Consider the following 15,461-nt stretch of genomic DNA (forward strand, 5'->3'; position numbering starts at 1 on the left):
CAACGGTCTCCATCACCCTGGAGCGGCCTCGGCGCGCCGCATCTGCCCAGGTCAGCGCACTGCGGCGACACGTTCAGGTGAATGCCGACCGCCAGGGCCCCGACCGGCGTGGGCGCGGCACTGGGCCGGTCAGGGGACGACGACCGTGATCCCCGCCGTCGTCGGCGCCGTCAGGGCGGCCAGAGCCGTGGCCGCGTCGTCGAGGCCGACGGTGCGACCCACGAGGGCCGCCGGCGCCAGCCCGCCGCTCGCGATCGCCGCGAGCATCGCCGGGTACTCGTGCGCGGCCATGCCGTGGCTGCCGTGCACCGACAGCTCCCACGCGACGACCCGGTCCATCGGCAGCGCCGTCCACGCGTCGTCACCCAGCAGCAGCCCCACCTGCACGTGCCGGCCACGACGGCGCAGCGCGAGGACCCCCGCCTGCGCGGTGGCCGGGCTGCCGAGCGCGTCGAGCGTCGCGTGCGCCCCTCCCCCGGTGGCGTCCACGAGCCGCACCGCGAGCGCCGCCGGCAGGTCGGCCCGGGGGTCCAGCGCCACGTGCGCGCCGACGTCGCGGGCCGCGGCGCGCGCGGCGGGCGACGGGTCGACGGCGACGACGTGCGCACCGGCCGCCGTCGCGACCATCACCGCGGAGAGCCCCGCGCCCCCGCAGCCCAGCACCACGACCTCGTCGCCCGCGCGCACGGCGGCGTGCACGGTGACGGCGCGGTACGCCGTCGCGAACCGGCAGCCCAGGGCCGCGGCCACGACCGGCGACATGCCCGACGGCACCCGGACGAGGTTGGTGTCGGCGCGCTCGAGGGCGACCCGCTCGGCGAACGAGCCCCACCGCGTGAAGCCCGGCTGCGACTGCTGCGGGCACACCTGCTGGTCGCCCGCCCGGCACGTCGCGCACGTCCCGCAGGCGAGGACGAACGGCACGGTCACGACGTCGCCGACCACCCAGCCGCGCACGTCCGGTCCGACCTCGACGACCGTCCCCGCGAGCTCGTGCCCGGGCACGTGCGGCAGCGTGACGTCGTCGTCGTGCCCCTGCCACGCGTGCCAGTCGCTGCGGCACACCCCGGTCGCCGCGACGCGCACGACCACGCCGTCGGCGGGGCACGCGGGGTCGGGGACCTCACGGACCTGCGGGAGGACACCGAACTCGTCGATCACCAGGGCACGCACGCGCCCATCCTCCCGCGCGTCAGTCCGCCGGCTCCAGCTGGCGGTGCGGCACCCCGACGCGGTCCGCCGCGGGCGTCATCGGCGGAGCCAGCCGGGTCAGCGCCGCGACGCGGCCGACCCCGAAGCGCAGCCGGCGCGCCGCCGCCTCGCCGAGCGCCGTGCGGACGCCACCGGCCCACAGCCGGGGCCACCCGCGCGCCGCCGCGGCCCCCTCGGCGGTGAGCAGCAGGACCGTGGCCACCCCCTGCCGGCGCTGCGCGGGTGCGACGTAGATCTCTCGCAGCTCACCGGTCGCGGCACGCCACCGCACGGCACCGACCTGCGCGACCGTCGAGAGCCCCAGCCGCGCGGCGTCGGCCTGCGTCACGACCGCCCCGGGCGCCACCGCGGACCCCAGCGCGACCGCGCGCTGCGCGACGTCCGCGTGCGCGAAGGCCACCAGCTCGGCCTCGACGGGGTCCGCGTCGCGCTGCACGCGCTCCACCAGGACCAGCGGGGGCGCGGACGCCACCGCCTCCCCCAGCGGCTCGGTCCGGACCAGCTGGAGCGTGTCGGCGCGCATCGCGACACGGGCGAGCCGACCCTCGGTCAGCGCGCGTCCGGGTGGCAGGTCCGTGACGTCGACGACCGCGCGGTCGGGCTGCTCGTCCGTGGCGATCGCGTGCACGACGACCAGGTCGACGCCCGCGTCCGCCCCGCCGGCGCCCGGGGCGCCGGCGGGGAGCACGGACCGCGCCCACCACACCGGGACGCGGCCGCGCCGCACGGACGTCCTCACACCTGACGCCCGGACCGCTGCCGGGCGACGAGGGCACCGCTGCCGAGCAGGACCAGGGCGGCGGCGACGCCGACCATGCCGGCCGGGTCCGACCCCGTCGCGGCGAGGGTGCCCGCGCGTGCGGCGCGGACGGCAGGGGCGACCGGTGCCGCGACGGGCGCGGCGGGTGCGACGGCCACCGGAGCGGCGACGGGTGCGGCGACCGGCGCGGGGACCTGGGGCGCGGGGGTCTCCGGGACGGGGGTCACCGGCGCGGGCTCGGGCTCGGGGTCCACGGGCGTGGGCGCCGGGACCGCGCGGAGCACGAGGGATCCCCCGGCCGGGACGTCGGCCTCGGCGGTCGTGCCCACCTCGGCCAGGGTCACCGGAACGAGGGCCTCCGGCTGGACGAAGCCGGTGGGGACGCCCGTGACGCGCAGCTGGTACTCGGCGGGCACGACGCGACCGAAGTCGACCCGGCCCGTCGCGTCGGACGTGGCGGTGCCGAGCAGCTCCAGCCCGTCGGGCTCCGGCGCGACGCGGAAGGCCTCCAGCTCGAGCTCCGGCTCCTCCGGCTCGGGGGCGGGGGCGGGGGTGCCCGTACCGGCCGCGCCCCACAGCTCGACGGTCACGCCGTCGACAGCGGCACCGGCCTCGTCGACGGCCGTCATCTCCAGCACTCGGTACGCGCGCACGATCTCCGGTGAGAAGTCGTAGGCGCACCAGGGCATCGGGGACTCCCCGGCCACGCACGGCCCGACGGTCGTCGAGGCGGGGCCGGCGAGCATCGTCCCGGCGGGGATCGAGACCACGCTGATCGTGGCGGAGACACCCTCGGGCAGGCTCCACGAGCCGCTCATCGACCCCGACTCGTCGAGCGTGACGGTCTCCTCCGGCTCGGGCCCGGTGCCGACGTGGTCCAGCTCGACGACGGTGCCCGCGACCGATGCGCCGTCCGGCGAGGACGCGGAGACATACACCTTGCCGGTGCCGTAGCAGCCGAAGATGTCGACGGTGCAGTCCACCTCGTCCGCGAGCGGGACGACGTCACCCTCGGGCGCGACCACGACGTCGGCCGGCGGCGCTGCGGCGGCGGCCGGCTCCGTGGCGGGGACGTCGGCGACGCGAGCCGTGACGGCGGCCTCGGCGTCGTCGACGGGGACCTCGGTCGCGTCCTCGACGACCGGGGACGCGGTCGCGTCGTCGACCACCGGAACCTCGGGTGCGGCGACCTCGGCGGCGGGCACGACCTGGTCGACCTGCTCCTGCGCTGGCAGGACGATCGGGTCGACGGTCGGCTGCTCCGCGTCGGCGGCGGGGGCGACGTCGGACGCGACGGCGAGGGCGGGCGCGCCCCCGACGAGGGCGACGGTGCCGAGCACGACGAGGGCGGTGCCACGGCGGCCGCGGGCGGACGCGCGGGCAGCAGTCAGGGGGCGGAGCGGACGCACGGGGGACCTCGATGGTTCTCGTGTGCCCCGACGGCAACGGCCGGGACAGCGCGGGGTGGCAGCGAGTCCGCCGCACGCCGATCATCGGTTCAGGTGACGCCCCTGTCCGTGCGGACGCCACGGTTCGCTCGTCCGGGGCCGTCGGTCACCCGTTCGCGCCCGCACCGTCCGGCGGGGTTGTGCAGGCCGCGCACGCCGGCGCCCGCATCCCGACGGGCTGGATCGCCCTCTCACCAGAAGGCGATCCAGCCCCACCCCTCCGCGCGAGAGAGCGATCCAGCCCTGCCGTCAGGCCGTGACGAAGTCCAGGAGCGCGGTGGTGACCTCGTCGGCGTGCGTCCACAGCAGGCCGTGGGGCGCGCCCTCGACCTCGACGTACGTCGCCGCGGGGAGCAGGGCGTGGAACGCGCGGCCCGTCGCGTCGATCGGGAGGATGCGGTCGGCCGTGCCGTGCAGGATCAGCGTGGGCACGTCGATCCTGGCGATGTCGGCGCGGAAGTCGGTGTACCACGTCGGGACGACGGCCCACGCGGACCACGGCGCGGCCCCGACCGCGACGTTCCACGACGCGCGCACCGCGGCCTCGCTGATGCGGGTGCCCAGGTTCTCGTCGAGGTTGTAGAAGTTCGTGTAGAACGCGTCGTACCAGGCGAAGCGGTCCGCGCGCGCGGCCGCCTCGATCTCGTCGAACCCGCTCTTCGGCATCCCGCCCGGGTTGTCGTCGGTCTGCAGCAGGAACGGCTCGAGCGACGCGAGGAACGCGGCCTTGGCGACGCGCCCCGAACCGCGGGTACCGAGGTAGCGGCCGACCTCGCCGGTCCCCATGGAGAACCCGACGAGCACGACGTCGCTCAGGTCGAGCGTCGTCAGGACGGCGTCGAGGTCACCCGCGAAGGCGTCGTAGTCGTAACCCTGGGTGGCCTTGGTCGAGCGGCCGAAGCCGCGACGGTCGTAGGTGATGACGCGGTAGCCGGCGTCGAGCAGCGCCACGGTCTGCTTCTCCCACGAGTGCCCGTCGAGCGGGTACCCGTGGATGAGGACGACCGGCTGCCCGGAGCCGTGGTCCTCGTAGTAGAGCTCGACGGTCTGGTCGGTCACGGTGCTGGTGATGTACGGCATGCCCCTGCCCTCTCCTCGATGCCCGGGCGGTGACCCGGTGCGCCTCGCGCCCTCGATGCTGTTCATCGGGAGCAATTGCATCGTGCACGATCTACTTGCCCACGTCAACACCGCGTACGATGAACGCATGACGACCACCGGGACGCCCCCGCCCGACGGCATCGCGCTCGAGACGATGCTGTGCTTCGACCTGTACGCGGCGTCGCGGGCGCTGACGTCGGTGTACCGGGGCCTGCTGGAGCCGCTCGACCTCACGTACCCGCAGTACCTCGTGCTGGTCGTGCTGTGGACCCGCGGCGAGCAGACCGTGCGGCAGGTCATCGACCGCCTGCAGCTCGACTACGGGACCGTGTCGCCGCTGCTCAAGCGCCTGGAGGTGCGCGGACTCCTCGAGCGTCGGCGACGCGTCGACGACGAGCGCTCCGTGACCGTGAGCCTCACCGACGCCGGCCTCGCGCTGCGGGACCGCTGCGCGCACCTGCCCGGGCACGTCGGCGCCGCCTTCGGCCTGACCCCCCAGGAGATGACGACGTTCGCCCAGCTCCTGTCGACCGTGCGCCGCACCGCCGCAGGACACGCGGGAGGGGACGCCGACGCCCGGGCGCCGCGCCCGGCGACGGCCGCTCACGCCTGACGAGGGCCGTCAGGCGCGCCGCCTCAGCCCGCCGCGCCCGGGATCCAGGGCCCGACCCGGACGGTCGCGCCCGCGAGCACGTCGAGCGGGTCCGACAGCTCCAGGTCGACCGTCGGCCCCCCGGCCACCGCCCGCACCGTGACGCCGACCGCCACGTCCGGGTCCTGCGACGTCGACATCGCGCGCCACCGGACCTGGGAGGCGACCGAGTCCCCCGGCGCCAGGACCGTCGCGGCGGGCTCGCCCGGTGCCTCGACGTCCGGGAGCTGGGTGAGGTCCGGCGTCCGCGTGCCCGACAGCCGCGTGAACGCCAGCCCCGGGACGCCTGCGACGACGCACGGCGCCGCGCCGGTGTGCGTCGCGCGCAGGAACAGGAACCGCGCGCCGAGGGCGGCGTCGGTGCCGACGACCTCGACGCGCAGCTCGTCGCCCGTGCACGCGGGGACGCCGTCGACGCCGCCGACGGGCCCCCCGGCCCCGACACCCTCCCCCGAGCCCGCCTCGGACGCGGCGGCCGTCCGCCCGACCACCCCGCTGACCGCCTCCTGCTGCGCGCTCACGTGGTACCCGACCGGCGGCCCGGTGTGCACGGTCGCCGCGAGGCGGGACGCGACGTGCGCGCGGTGGGCGTCGTCGTCCGCCTCGACCGACAGGCTCGGCGACGCGGGTGCGCCGCCGCTCAGCACGACGCGCCACACGCCCTCCCAGGCGGCCACGTCGACGGCGAGGGCGACCGCGGCGTCGTCGGGCCAGGTGCCGGTCTGCCCCTGCTGCACCTCGAGCCAGTCGGCGCGCGCCTCGACGGTCGTGACGGGCAGGTCCCGCCCCGCGGTCGCGGCCAGCAGGGGCGCGACGTCGGCGCCCGTGGCGACCGCGACCCTGCCGCTGTCGGGCCCGAACCACACCTCCGCGACGCCCGGCTCGCCGCGCAGCGCGACGGCGTCGTCGACGAGGTCCGTGCCGCCGCCGGGCGTCAGGACGACGGCGGCGGTCCGTGCGGCGTCGTGCACGTCGAGACGCCACGCGAACGGGACCGCAGGCGTCGCGGCGGCGAGCACGGCAGCGGCGGTCGCGGGCAGCGCGGCGACGTCGGCGGCCTCGGCGTCGACGCCGACGGCCCAGCCGGCGGGGTCGTCCGCCGGGTCGGGGAGGCCCGGCGCGGGCTCCGCGGTGTCGGCCAGGCTGCACGTGGTCGTCACCGACGCCTCCGCCGCGACCTCGTCGCGCACCCGGGCCGCCGCGTCGGCCACCACGGCGGGCGGACGCACGTCCCGGTCCCCCGCCAGGACCGTGCACCCCGCGGGCGCCAGGGCGTCACCGAGGGGAGTCAGGCGCAGCACCAGCGCACCGGCCACCGCGAGCGCCAGGAGGACGAGCGCGGCCACCACGCGCCCGCGCCGGGTGGCCGGGGGGACGACGGGCGGTGCGGTGCTCACGACTCGCGACCCTACCGAGGCAGCCCCGCGCGACGGGCGCCCGGGCACGGCATAGGGTCCGGCGGGTGACCTCGTCCCCCCGTGTCGGCGTCGTCGTGACCGACGACTACCCCGCCGACGACCTCGACCACGACACCGCCCCCCTCGTCGCCGCGCTGCGCGCCCGCGGGGTCGACGCCGAGCCCGTCGTCTGGCACGACCCCGCCGTCGACTGCGCCGCGTACGACCTGCTGCTGCTGCGCAGCCCGTGGGACTACCCGGAGCGGCTGGACGAGTTCCTCGCGTGGCTCACCGACGCCGAGGCGGCGACGCGTGTGCTCAACCCGCCCGCGCTGGTGCGCTGGAACCTCGACAAGCGGTACCTCGCCGAGCTCGCCGAGCGGGGCGTCGGGGTCGTCCCGACGACCTACCGCACGTCCCTCGACGACGTGCGCGCCGACCTCACGGCGGCCGGACCCGACGCGCACGTCGTGCTCAAGCCCACCGTGTCGGCCGGTGCCCGCGACACCGGCCTGTACCGCGCGGACGACCCGGCGGCGCTCGCGCTGGCGGACCGGATCCTCACCGGTGGCGGCGTCGTCATGGTGCAGCCCGAGGTGCCCGAGCTGTCGCAGGGGCGTGAGAAGGCGCTCTACGTGATCGACGGGCGGCTCACGCACGCGATCGCCAAGGGGGCGCTGCTGGCGCCGGGCGGCGGGTTCGTCGGCGGGGTGTACGTCGAGCACCCGGAGCGGGTCGACGTCACCGACGCCGAGACGGTGTTCGCGCGGCGCGTCGTCGAGGCCGTCGACGCGGCCACCGGGCTGGGCGTCCCGCTGTACGCGCGCATCGACACCGTGGACAGCGCCGCGCACGGGCTCGTGCTGCTCGAGGCGGAGCTGTTCGAGCCCGCGCTCAACCTGCACGTCGTCCCCGAGGCCGCCGACGTGGTCGCCGCGGCCGTGCAGGCGCGTGTCGCAGACTGAGGACCACGGGCACCGATCCGGGGGCCCCTTCGTTGGGCAGTCCAGCACGGGCGGGCGCACAGGCGACGGACAGAGGTGGACCATGGCGGGTTGGGCGGACCGGTGGGCCGGCGTGCGAGCGCGCATCGCGGCGCTGCCGCGACCGGTGCGGGTCGTGGCGGTGTCCGTCGTCGGCTGGACCCTGATCCTGGCGGGCGTGGCGATGCTCGTCCTGCCCGGTCAGGGCGTGCTGACGATCATCGCCGGGCTCGCGCTGCTGGCCACCGAGTTCGCGTGGGCGCACCGCATGCTCGCGCGCGTCAAGGCGGCGAGCAGGGCCGGCGTCGACCGGGGACGGGCGGCGTGGGGCCGGCGACGCGGCACCCCCGCGGTGCGCACGGTCGTCGTCGACGAGACCCCGCTGCAGGACGGGCACTGACGCCCGCGTCGGACCGGCTCACCCGCCCCTGACCGACGCTCCCCCGCCCCGCGCCACGAGCCCGCACTCGTAGGCGATGATCACGGCCTGCACGCGGTCGCGGGCGCCCAGCTTGGCGAAGACGTTGCCGACGTGCGTCTTGACCGTCGTCTCGGACACGAACAGCGCGGCAGCGATCTCGGGGTTCGTCGCGCCGTCCGCGACGAGGCGCAGGACGTCGAGCTCGCGCGGGGTCAGCCCTCGCAGCCGCGGGTCACGGTCGGGTGCCGCCGACACCGGCTCGTCGCCGTCCGGGAGGTGCGGCGCGAACAGGTCGAGCATGCGCCGCAGCACCCGGGGCGCGACGACGGCGGTGCCTGCGGCGACGGTGCGGACCGCGTCGACGAGCTCGTCGGGGCGCGCCGACTTCAGCAGGAACCCGCTGGCACCGGCCCGCAGCGCGGCGAACGCGAGGTCGTCGACGTCGAACGTGGTGAGCACGAGCACGCGGGAGGCCGGGTGCTCGGCGACCACGCGGCGCGTCGCCTCGATGCCGTCCATCCCGGGCATGCGGATGTCCATGAGGACGACGTCGGGCGCCAGCGCCGCGACCTGCTCGAGCGCGACCCTCCCGTCCGCGGCCTCGCCCACCACCTCGAGGTCCGGCTCGGACTCGAGGACGAGCCGGAACCCGACGCGCAGCAGCGTCTGGTCGTCCACCAGGAGCACCGTCGTCATCGTCGTCCCTCGTCGTCATCGGCCCACGGCAGCTCCGCGCGCACCTGCCACCCGCCGCCCGGACGGGGGCCCGCCTCGACGTGCCCGCCGAGCAGCGCCGCGCGCTCGCGCATGCCGACGATCCCGCGCCCGGTCCCGGGACCGTCACCGGCACGGGTTCCGCCGCCGTCGACGACCTCGACCTCGACGCCTCCCGGCGTGCGGCGCACCGCGACCTCGACCGACGACGCCCCGGGCGCGTGCCGCAGGACGTTGGTCAGCGCCTCGCCGAGGATGCGCGTGACGGCGAGGCGCACCGACGTGTCGTCCGGGAGCGCGGTGTCGAGGCCCGTCGCGGTCACGGGCATCCCGGCGGCCCCGAAGCGTTCGACGACGGTGGACAGGTCGACCTCCGTGGGGGTGATGCGGCGGTCGTCGTCGCCGGTGCCGAGCGCGCCGAGGACGCGCTGCATGTCGGCCAGCGCGGACCGGCCGGTACGCGCGACCTGCCGCACGGCGTCGCGCGAGCGTTCCGGGGCGCGCGCGAAGGCGGCGTCGGCGCCGTCGGCCAGCGCGACCATCACGGACAGGCTGTGCGCGACGATGTCGTGCATCTCGCGGGCGATGTGGGCGCGCTCGGCCGCGCGCGCGAGCTCGGCGCTCTGGTCCCGCTCGCGGGCGAGCGCCCGATAGCGCTCGACCAGCTCGAGCGCGTGCAGCCGGCGCGCCCGTGCTGCGGAGCCGACCGTGACGCCGAGCAGCAGCAGCGCGAGGAGCAGCAGGACCGAGCCCATGCGGCGACCAGGCGAGAAGAGCGGCTCCTCCAGGTAGGTGGGCGGTTCCCACCCCGCCCCGACGCCGGCGCTGGACCACGAGATGATCTCGATGAGCCCGAGGTCCTGCCACCACCACAGCGCGAGGGTCAGGGAAGTCAGCACGACGCCGAAGACGAGCCAGGTCGTGCGCGTGCTCCGGGTCGCCGCGACGCCGTAGAGGGCGCACGCCACGCATGCCCCGAGCACACCGAGCACACCGGCGACGAGCAGGGACACCACGGACGCGACGGTCAGGAGCGTCGTGACGGTGAGCGGCGCCTTGCGGCGCACGGCCAGCAGCGCGGCACCGACGGCCGTGCCGACCAGCCACGTGGAGGCGACCAGACCCGCCACGTCGGCGTCCCGCGGGTACAGGCCGAGGGCCTGTGCCCCCTGCGCGGTCCCCAGGCCGAACATCGCGCCGACGAGCCCGACCAGCAGCATCACGACCGCGACGGTGACGTCCATGACCCAGGGCCGGGCGGCGACGAGGCGACCCACCGGGCTCCCGCCACGGACCTGCTCCTCGGTGAGCAGGTCCACGTCGACGCGAGCGGGCGCGCCGGCTCGCTCCACGACCGCACGTCGGTTCACCACCGGGCCACTCTCGCATCCCGGGGTGTCGACGCGGCCGTGGTCCCGGGCCGCGTCCGGACCGTCGTCCCCGGCGGCAGGCACCACCGACCGGGCGCGCGCCGGCTCAGCGGACGTCATGCCGCACCAGCCGGTACGCCGCCGCAGCGAGCACCACGACGACCCACGCGCCGACCACCGCACCGCCGCCCCACGCGCCGAGCTGCGGCCCCTGCGTCGCGGCGTCGAACGCCGCCACCGCCGTGTCGTCCTGCATCAGCCGGTTGCCCGCCCCGGGCAGCAGGGCCCGCAACGTGTCGGTGACGCGCCCCGGCCGCACCGACAGCAGGTGGTCGGCGAGGACCACGAGCACGAAGCCGGTGACGATCGCGTCGGCCGGGCGGCGCAGCAGGACCCCCAGAGCCAGCCCGAGCAGCGTGACTGCCGTGGCGAGCAGCACGAACCCGAGCAGCGCGCGGGTCGTGCCGGGGACCGACAGGTCGAGGTCCGGGGCGTCGCCCGCGCGCGGACCCGCCGTCGCCAGGTACGACGCCCCGAGGGCCACGGCGGCGGTGACCGCGGCGGCGACGGTCGTGACGACGACCTGCCCGACGAGCACCGGCAGGCGGCGCGGCACCGCGGCGTACGTCGTGCGCGCCGTCCCGGTGGTGTGGTCCGACGTGCCGACGAGCGCCCCGAGGACGAGGAAGCCGATCTGGGCGAGGACCATGCCGGAGGTCACGACCCAGGCCCCCGAGCGCCCGTCCTGCGGCCGCACGAACAGCCCGAGCCCGTACGCCGTGCCCGCCGCGGCGCCGACGACGCCGAGCGCGAGCCACAGGTTCGCGGGCACGCTCACGAGCTTGGTCCACTCGGCCGCGAGCACACGCGCGTGCGTGACCCCGCGCCGGGGCGGCGCCCCGCGCGGGTCCCGCGCGGGCGCCACCTCCGTCCGGCCGAGGGTCGTCATCGCACGTCCCGCGTCCGCAGCCGCACCGCCGCAGCGCCGAGCAGCACGAGGATCCAGGCACCCAGGACGAGGCCACCGCCGCCCGGCCCGAGGTCGGGTGCGCCCGGCACCGGACCGCTCCCGGCGGTCGTCGTCATGAGCTGGCCGGCGGTGCCGGGCGTGAGGACGCCGAGGGTGCCGGCCACCGTGACCACCGGTGCCGCGTCGTCGGCCACGCCGGGTTCGGGTGCACCGCCGACCGCGGGGTCACCCACCATCATCAGCACGATCGGCAGGACCAGGACGAGGGTCAGGGCCGCCACCAGGGCGGGCGTGGTGCTGCGCAGCAGCGCGCCGATCGCGAGCCCCAGCAGCGTGAGGCCGGCGACCAGGAGCACCGTGCCGAGCAGCACGCCGGGGGTTCCGTCGGTGGTGAGATCGACGGGGATACCGCGCCCCGCGGCCGCGGGCAGGACCGCGAGGACGCACGCGAGGGCCGTCAGCACTCCGAGAGCCAGGCCGAAGGCGGCCGTCACGACCGCCTGCGCGGCGATCACCGGTGTCCGCGTCGGGACGGTCGTGAACGTCGAGCGGAACGAGCCGCTGCGGAACTCCCCCGCCCCGACCAGGACGCCCAGCACGAGCGGTCCGACCTGGGCGAGCAGCAGGCCGACGGTCACGTCGGCCAGCGGGCGGAAACCGGGGTCCGTCGACGACGCGGTCGCGGCGAGGTACGTCAGCACCCCGGCGACGGCGACCGTGACGGCGGCGATCCACCAGGTGGAGCGCAGGCTCGTGAGCTTGGTCCACTCGCCGGCGACGACGCCGGCGAACGTCGGTCCCCGACGGGCCGGGGCGGCGGGCGTGGCCGACCGGGCGGTGGACGTGGCGGCGGCGCTCATCGCGCACCCCCCGGCGCGACCGTGCCGCGGTACTCGACCGCATCGGCCGTCAGGCGCAGGTAGGCGTCCTCGAGCGACCCGCCCTCGTCCCCGACGAGCTCGGCGACCGGTGCGTCGGCGAGCAGCCGCCCGCGGCCGATGACGACCACACGGTCCGCGCACAGCGCGAGCTCGTGCATGAGGTGCGACGACAGCAGGACCGTGCGCCCCTCCGCCGCGAGGTCCCGCACCAGGCGGCGCACCCACAGCACGCCGTCGGGGTCGAGCCCGTTGACCGGCTCGTCGAGGATCAGCGTCTCGGGGTCGCCCAGCAGCGCACCGGCGATCCCGAGCCGCTGGCCCATGCCCAGCGAGAACGTGCCCGCACGACGCTTCGCGACGGACTCCAGGCCCGTCATCTCGATGACCTCGTGCACGCGCGAGCGCCCGATGCCGTGCGTCTGCGCGAGGGCCAGCAGGTGCCGGAACGCCGAGCGCCCGGGGTGCACCGAGCGGGCGTCGAGCATGACGCCCACCGCGTGCAGGGGGGCGGGCAGGTCGGCGTACCGGCGCCCGTCGACCGTCGCGGTGCCGGAGGTCGGGCGCTCGAGCCCGACGACGACCCGCATGGTCGTCGACTTGCCCGCACCGTTGGGCCCGAGGAACCCGGTCACGGTGCCGGGCCGCGCGGCGAACGTCAGCCCGTCCACCGCCGTCGTGCTGCCGTAGCGCTTCGTCAGCGCCTCCACCTCGATCATCGCGTCTCCTCGTCGTCGGGTCGGCCCTCCTCAGGGCGTCCGTCGGCGACGCTACGGAGAGCGGGTGGGGGCGCAGCACCTGCCGGTGGAGGAGACGTGACGAGGTGCGGTCTCCTCCCGGGGGAGGAGGCCGCGCGCCCACGGGGGGACCGGCTCGACGACCGTGTCCGACGACCGTGACAGGTGGCCGCCCGGCGGATCACGTCCGCGTGCGTCGGGTCGTCGTCCGTCGTCGTCGGGGCCATGCTGGTCGCTGACCCCGACGAGAGGACCCACCATGCCCAAGCCGCCGCTGCCCGCCGACGTCGCCGCGCTGCTCGCCCGTCCCAACCCCGCGGTCATGGCGACCATCCACCCGGACGGTCACCCCGTCACCGTCGCCACCTGGTACCTCCTCGAGGACGACGGCCGCGTGCTGCTCAACCTCGACGCGTCCCGCGCACGCCTCAAGCACCTGCGCACCAACCCGCTGGTCTCCCTCACGGCCCTCGCCGAGGACAACTGGTACACGCACGTCAGCGTCCAGGGGAGCGTCGTCGAGTGGCGTGACGACGTCGACCTCGTCGACATCGACCGGCTCTCGACGCACTACGGCGGCAACCCCTACCCGGTGCGCGACCGCGCGCGGGTGAGCGTGCTGGTCGAGATCGCCCACTGGCACGGGTGGGGTGCGGCGAAGCAGGACTGAGGGGGCCCGCGTCGCGCGACAGCGGCGGGTGGGCCGACGGTTGTGGGCGGGCGTGGGGTCCCCTGCGGACCGGATATCGTCGGTGCGTCCGAGCAGCAGGAGGCCTCCGTGACGCAGACGGGCACCCGTCCCCGGCAGCCGCAGGACGTCGCGTCCGCGCTGCTGTCCGCGATCCTCGACATGGCGGGCGACCTGGACACCCGGAGCCTGCTGGAGCGGTTCGTCGCGGCGAGCACGAGCCTGACCGGTGCCCGTTACGGGGCGATCAACATCGTCGACGAGGACGGCGCGTCCGTCGAGTTCGTCCAGAGCGGCGTCGCGGACTCCGTCGTCGCTGCCCTGGGGCACCCCCCGCACGCCTGGGGCGTGCTCGGGGCGATCCCCGACCAGGGCGTCCTGCGTCTGGAGGACCTGACCCACCACCCCGACTTCGGGGGCCTGCCGCCCGGGCACCCGCCGATGGGCTCGTTCCTGGGCGCCGCGGTGCGGGTGCGCGGCGAACGCTTCGGCACCCTGTACCTCTCGGAGAAGCGCGGGGGTTTCGACGAGGACGACGAGGCGGTCGTGCTGTCCCTGGCCGCTGCCGCCGCCGTCGCGGTGCTGAACTCCCAGTCCTACGCGCTGGAGGTCCGCCGCCAGCAGTGGCTGTCCGCCGCCCAGGAGATCTCCACGATGCTGCTGGAGGGCGCCGACGCCGAGGACGTCCTCGAGCGCGTCGCCGCCGCCGCCGCGCAGGTCGGCGACGCCGACGTCGCCGCGATCGTCCTGCCCGGGCCCGGTGACGAGCTGCTCGTCGAGATCGTCACGCCCGCGGGAAGGGCGTTGCTGGGTGCGGACATGAGCGGCGAGCCGCGCGTCCGCGCCGTGTTCGACGAGGGCACCGGGTCCCTGCACACGGACGCCGGCGCCGACGGCGTCGCCGTGCTGCCCGGCTACGGACCGGCGCTGCTCGCACCGATGCACGCCACCGGGCACGTCGGTGTGCTGCTGCTGCTGCGTCACGTCGGCGGTGCACCCTTCACCGCCGAGGACCTGGGGCTGGCCCAGTCGTTCGCCCGGCAGGCGGCGCTGGCGTTCGTGCTGGGCGAGGCCCAGCGCCTGCGCGGTCACGCCGCCGTGCACGACGAGCGGACCCGGATCGCGCGCGACCTGCACGACCTGGCGATCCAGCAGCTGTTCGCCGCCGGCCTGCAGGTCGAGTCCCTGCGAGCGGACCCCGGGGAGCAGGTGTCCCCGCGGGCGACGCGCGTCCTGGAGCAGGTGGTCGAGCACGTCGACGCGAGCATCCGGCAGATCCGGGTCATCGTGAGGACGCTCGACGACCCCGGTGCGACGATCCCGCTGGTCCAGCGGGTCGTCGCCGAGGTCGAGCTCGCGCACTCCTCGCTCGGGTTCGCCCCGCACCTCGTGGTGCAGCTGGACGGCCGGCCCGTGGATCTCGTCGCCGGCGACCGCGTCCTGGCGTCCGCGATCGACGAGCTCGTCGCCCCGGGCCGCGCGAACAACGTCGTCGCGGTCGTGCGCGAGGGCCTGTCGAACGTGGCCCGGCACGCGCGCTCGCACGCGGTGTCGGTGCGGCTGACGGTGACGACCGGCGTACCCGCGCTCGTCGTCGTCGAGGTCGAGGACGACGGGGTCGGGGTGCCGCCCGCGCCCACGCGCGCGTCCGGGACGCGGAACCTGGCCCAGCGCGCCGAGGAGTCCGGCGGCTCGTTCTCGCTGCTGCGGCCGGCCTCGGGACGCGGGGCCCTGCTGCGGTGGTCGGCGCCGCTGGACTGAGCGCGCCGCTGGAGTGAGCGTGCCGCTGGAGTGAGCGCGCCGCTGGAGTGAGCGCGCCGCTGGAGTGAGCGTGCCGCTCTGAGCGCGGTGTCCTGAGCCTCAGGGGTCGACGACCGGCGCGGCGCTACTACCGGGCTCCGACCGACGCCCGCCGCGCGGTGCAGCGCAGGGCGGGGCGCACGCAGGCGCGTCGACGGCCGACTCGCCAGATGAATCGATTAATCCCTCGAACGAACTCTTCATCAGGGCATGTCGGGCATGGCAATGTGAAGGTTCACATCGCGGTCAACGCCGACCCGCAAGCGTTTGCGCGGCGTCGACCGCGCCCGTTCCACCTCGCAGCGCCCCCGAACACCTGATGACTCGAAG

At 76.2% G+C, this 15,461-nt stretch carries 14 protein-coding genes and 1 pseudogene; 5 read left to right on the top strand and 10 right to left on the bottom strand.

The features are described 5' to 3' along the window. Nucleotides 1–129: 129 nt before the first annotated feature. The 4 genes from OKX07_RS15800 to OKX07_RS15815 form a co-directional block, all read right to left on the bottom strand. Nucleotides 130–1,173: a zinc-dependent alcohol dehydrogenase family protein gene (locus tag OKX07_RS15800; RefSeq protein WP_265628944.1), complete on the bottom strand. Its 1,044-nt coding sequence runs from the start codon at nt 1,171–1,173 to the stop codon at nt 130–132. Nucleotides 1,174–1,192: 19 nt separating this feature from the next. Then, a complete protein-coding gene (locus tag OKX07_RS15805) occupies nt 1,193–1,939 on the bottom strand; it encodes a GNAT family N-acetyltransferase (RefSeq protein WP_265628945.1) in 747 nt (248 codons plus the stop codon). 8 nt (nt 1,940–1,947) lie between these two features. Then, complete coding sequence (locus OKX07_RS15810) at nt 1,948–3,381, bottom strand: hypothetical protein (protein WP_265628946.1); 1,434 nt, start codon at nt 3,379–3,381, stop codon at nt 1,948–1,950. Nucleotides 3,382–3,669: 288 nt separating this feature from the next. Continuing rightward, entirely contained in the window at nt 3,670–4,500 is an 831-nt protein-coding gene (locus OKX07_RS15815; protein WP_265628947.1) for an alpha/beta fold hydrolase, read from the bottom strand. Between the two features lie 127 nt (nt 4,501–4,627). On the opposite strand from OKX07_RS15815, the gene OKX07_RS15820 reads away from it, so the two are divergent. Next, on the top strand, nt 4,628–5,134 hold the full coding sequence (locus tag OKX07_RS15820) for a MarR family winged helix-turn-helix transcriptional regulator (protein WP_265628948.1): 507 nt from the start codon (nt 4,628–4,630) through the stop codon (nt 5,132–5,134). A 23-nt stretch (nt 5,135–5,157) separates the two neighbouring features. Here the strand turns inward: OKX07_RS15820 and OKX07_RS15825 are convergent, their stop codons facing one another. After that, the gene (locus OKX07_RS15825) at nt 5,158–6,570 is read right to left on the bottom strand and encodes a DUF4232 domain-containing protein (protein ID WP_265628949.1); all 1,413 of its coding nucleotides are present in this window, start codon (nt 6,568–6,570) and stop codon (nt 5,158–5,160) included. 65 nt (nt 6,571–6,635) lie between these two features. Here OKX07_RS15825 and OKX07_RS15830 point away from each other — a divergent pair, with 65 nt between their 5' ends. After that, nucleotides 6,636–7,535, top strand: a complete 900-nt coding sequence (locus OKX07_RS15830) for an ATP-grasp domain-containing protein (RefSeq protein ID WP_265628950.1) — start codon at nt 6,636–6,638, stop codon at nt 7,533–7,535. An 82-nt stretch (nt 7,536–7,617) separates the two neighbouring features. Beyond that, nucleotides 7,618–7,953, top strand: a complete 336-nt coding sequence (locus OKX07_RS15835; protein ID WP_265628951.1) for a PGPGW domain-containing protein — start codon at nt 7,618–7,620, stop codon at nt 7,951–7,953. Nucleotides 7,954–7,971: 18 nt separating this feature from the next. Here OKX07_RS15835 and OKX07_RS15840 read toward each other — a convergent pair whose 3' ends face one another. From OKX07_RS15840 to OKX07_RS15860, 5 genes and pseudogenes are all read right to left on the bottom strand, one after another. Then, the gene (locus OKX07_RS15840) at nt 7,972–8,670 is read right to left on the bottom strand and encodes a response regulator (RefSeq protein ID WP_265628952.1); all 699 of its coding nucleotides are present in this window, start codon (nt 8,668–8,670) and stop codon (nt 7,972–7,974) included. Continuing rightward, complete coding sequence (locus OKX07_RS15845; RefSeq protein WP_265628953.1) at nt 8,667–10,040, bottom strand: sensor histidine kinase; 1,374 nt, start codon at nt 10,038–10,040, stop codon at nt 8,667–8,669. Before OKX07_RS15845 ends, OKX07_RS15840 begins: the two co-directional genes overlap by 4 nt. 124 nt (nt 10,041–10,164) lie before the next feature. Further along, nucleotides 10,165–11,007, bottom strand: a complete 843-nt coding sequence (locus tag OKX07_RS15850) for a hypothetical protein (RefSeq protein WP_265628954.1) — start codon at nt 11,005–11,007, stop codon at nt 10,165–10,167. After that, nucleotides 11,004–11,888 (bottom strand): ABC transporter permease subunit, encoded by an 885-nt coding sequence (locus tag OKX07_RS15855; protein ID WP_265628955.1) that lies wholly within the window; start codon nt 11,886–11,888, stop codon nt 11,004–11,006. Before OKX07_RS15855 ends, OKX07_RS15850 begins: the two co-directional genes overlap by 4 nt. A 92-nt stretch (nt 11,889–11,980) precedes the next feature. Beyond that, a pseudogene (locus OKX07_RS15860) lies at nt 11,981–12,625 on the bottom strand (ABC transporter ATP-binding protein); the annotation flags it as partial. 277 nt (nt 12,626–12,902) lie between these two features. Here OKX07_RS15860 and OKX07_RS15865 point away from each other — a divergent pair. Then, on the top strand, nt 12,903–13,313 hold the full coding sequence (locus OKX07_RS15865; RefSeq protein WP_265628957.1) for a TIGR03618 family F420-dependent PPOX class oxidoreductase: 411 nt from the start codon (nt 12,903–12,905) through the stop codon (nt 13,311–13,313). Nucleotides 13,314–13,421: 108 nt separating this feature from the next. Further along, nucleotides 13,422–15,092 (top strand): GAF domain-containing protein, encoded by a 1,671-nt coding sequence (locus tag OKX07_RS15870; RefSeq protein ID WP_265628958.1) that lies wholly within the window; start codon nt 13,422–13,424, stop codon nt 15,090–15,092. The last annotated feature ends 369 nt before the right edge of the window (nt 15,093–15,461 follow it).

Source organism: Cellulomonas sp. S1-8, assembly GCF_026184235.1.
Classification (GTDB): Bacteria; Actinomycetota; Actinomycetes; order Actinomycetales; family Cellulomonadaceae; genus Cellulomonas.

Excerpts from the sequence above, each read along its gene's own strand:
- OKX07_RS15815 (WP_265628947.1), bottom strand. The coding sequence starts at position 4,500 with ATGCCGTACATCACCAGCACCGTGACCGACCAGACCGTCGAGCTCTAC.
- OKX07_RS15820 (WP_265628948.1), top strand. The coding sequence starts at position 4,628 with ATGACGACCACCGGGACGCCCCCGCCCGACGGCATCGCGCTCGAGACG.
- OKX07_RS15835 (WP_265628951.1), top strand. The coding sequence starts at position 7,618 with ATGGCGGGTTGGGCGGACCGGTGGGCCGGCGTGCGAGCGCGCATCGCG.
- OKX07_RS15840 (WP_265628952.1), bottom strand. The coding sequence starts at position 8,670 with ATGACGACGGTGCTCCTGGTGGACGACCAGACGCTGCTGCGCGTCGGG.
- OKX07_RS15850 (WP_265628954.1), bottom strand. The coding sequence starts at position 11,007 with ATGACGACCCTCGGCCGGACGGAGGTGGCGCCCGCGCGGGACCCGCGC.
- OKX07_RS15855 (WP_265628955.1), bottom strand. The coding sequence starts at position 11,888 with ATGAGCGCCGCCGCCACGTCCACCGCCCGGTCGGCCACGCCCGCCGCC.
- OKX07_RS15865 (WP_265628957.1), top strand. The coding sequence starts at position 12,903 with ATGCCCAAGCCGCCGCTGCCCGCCGACGTCGCCGCGCTGCTCGCCCGT.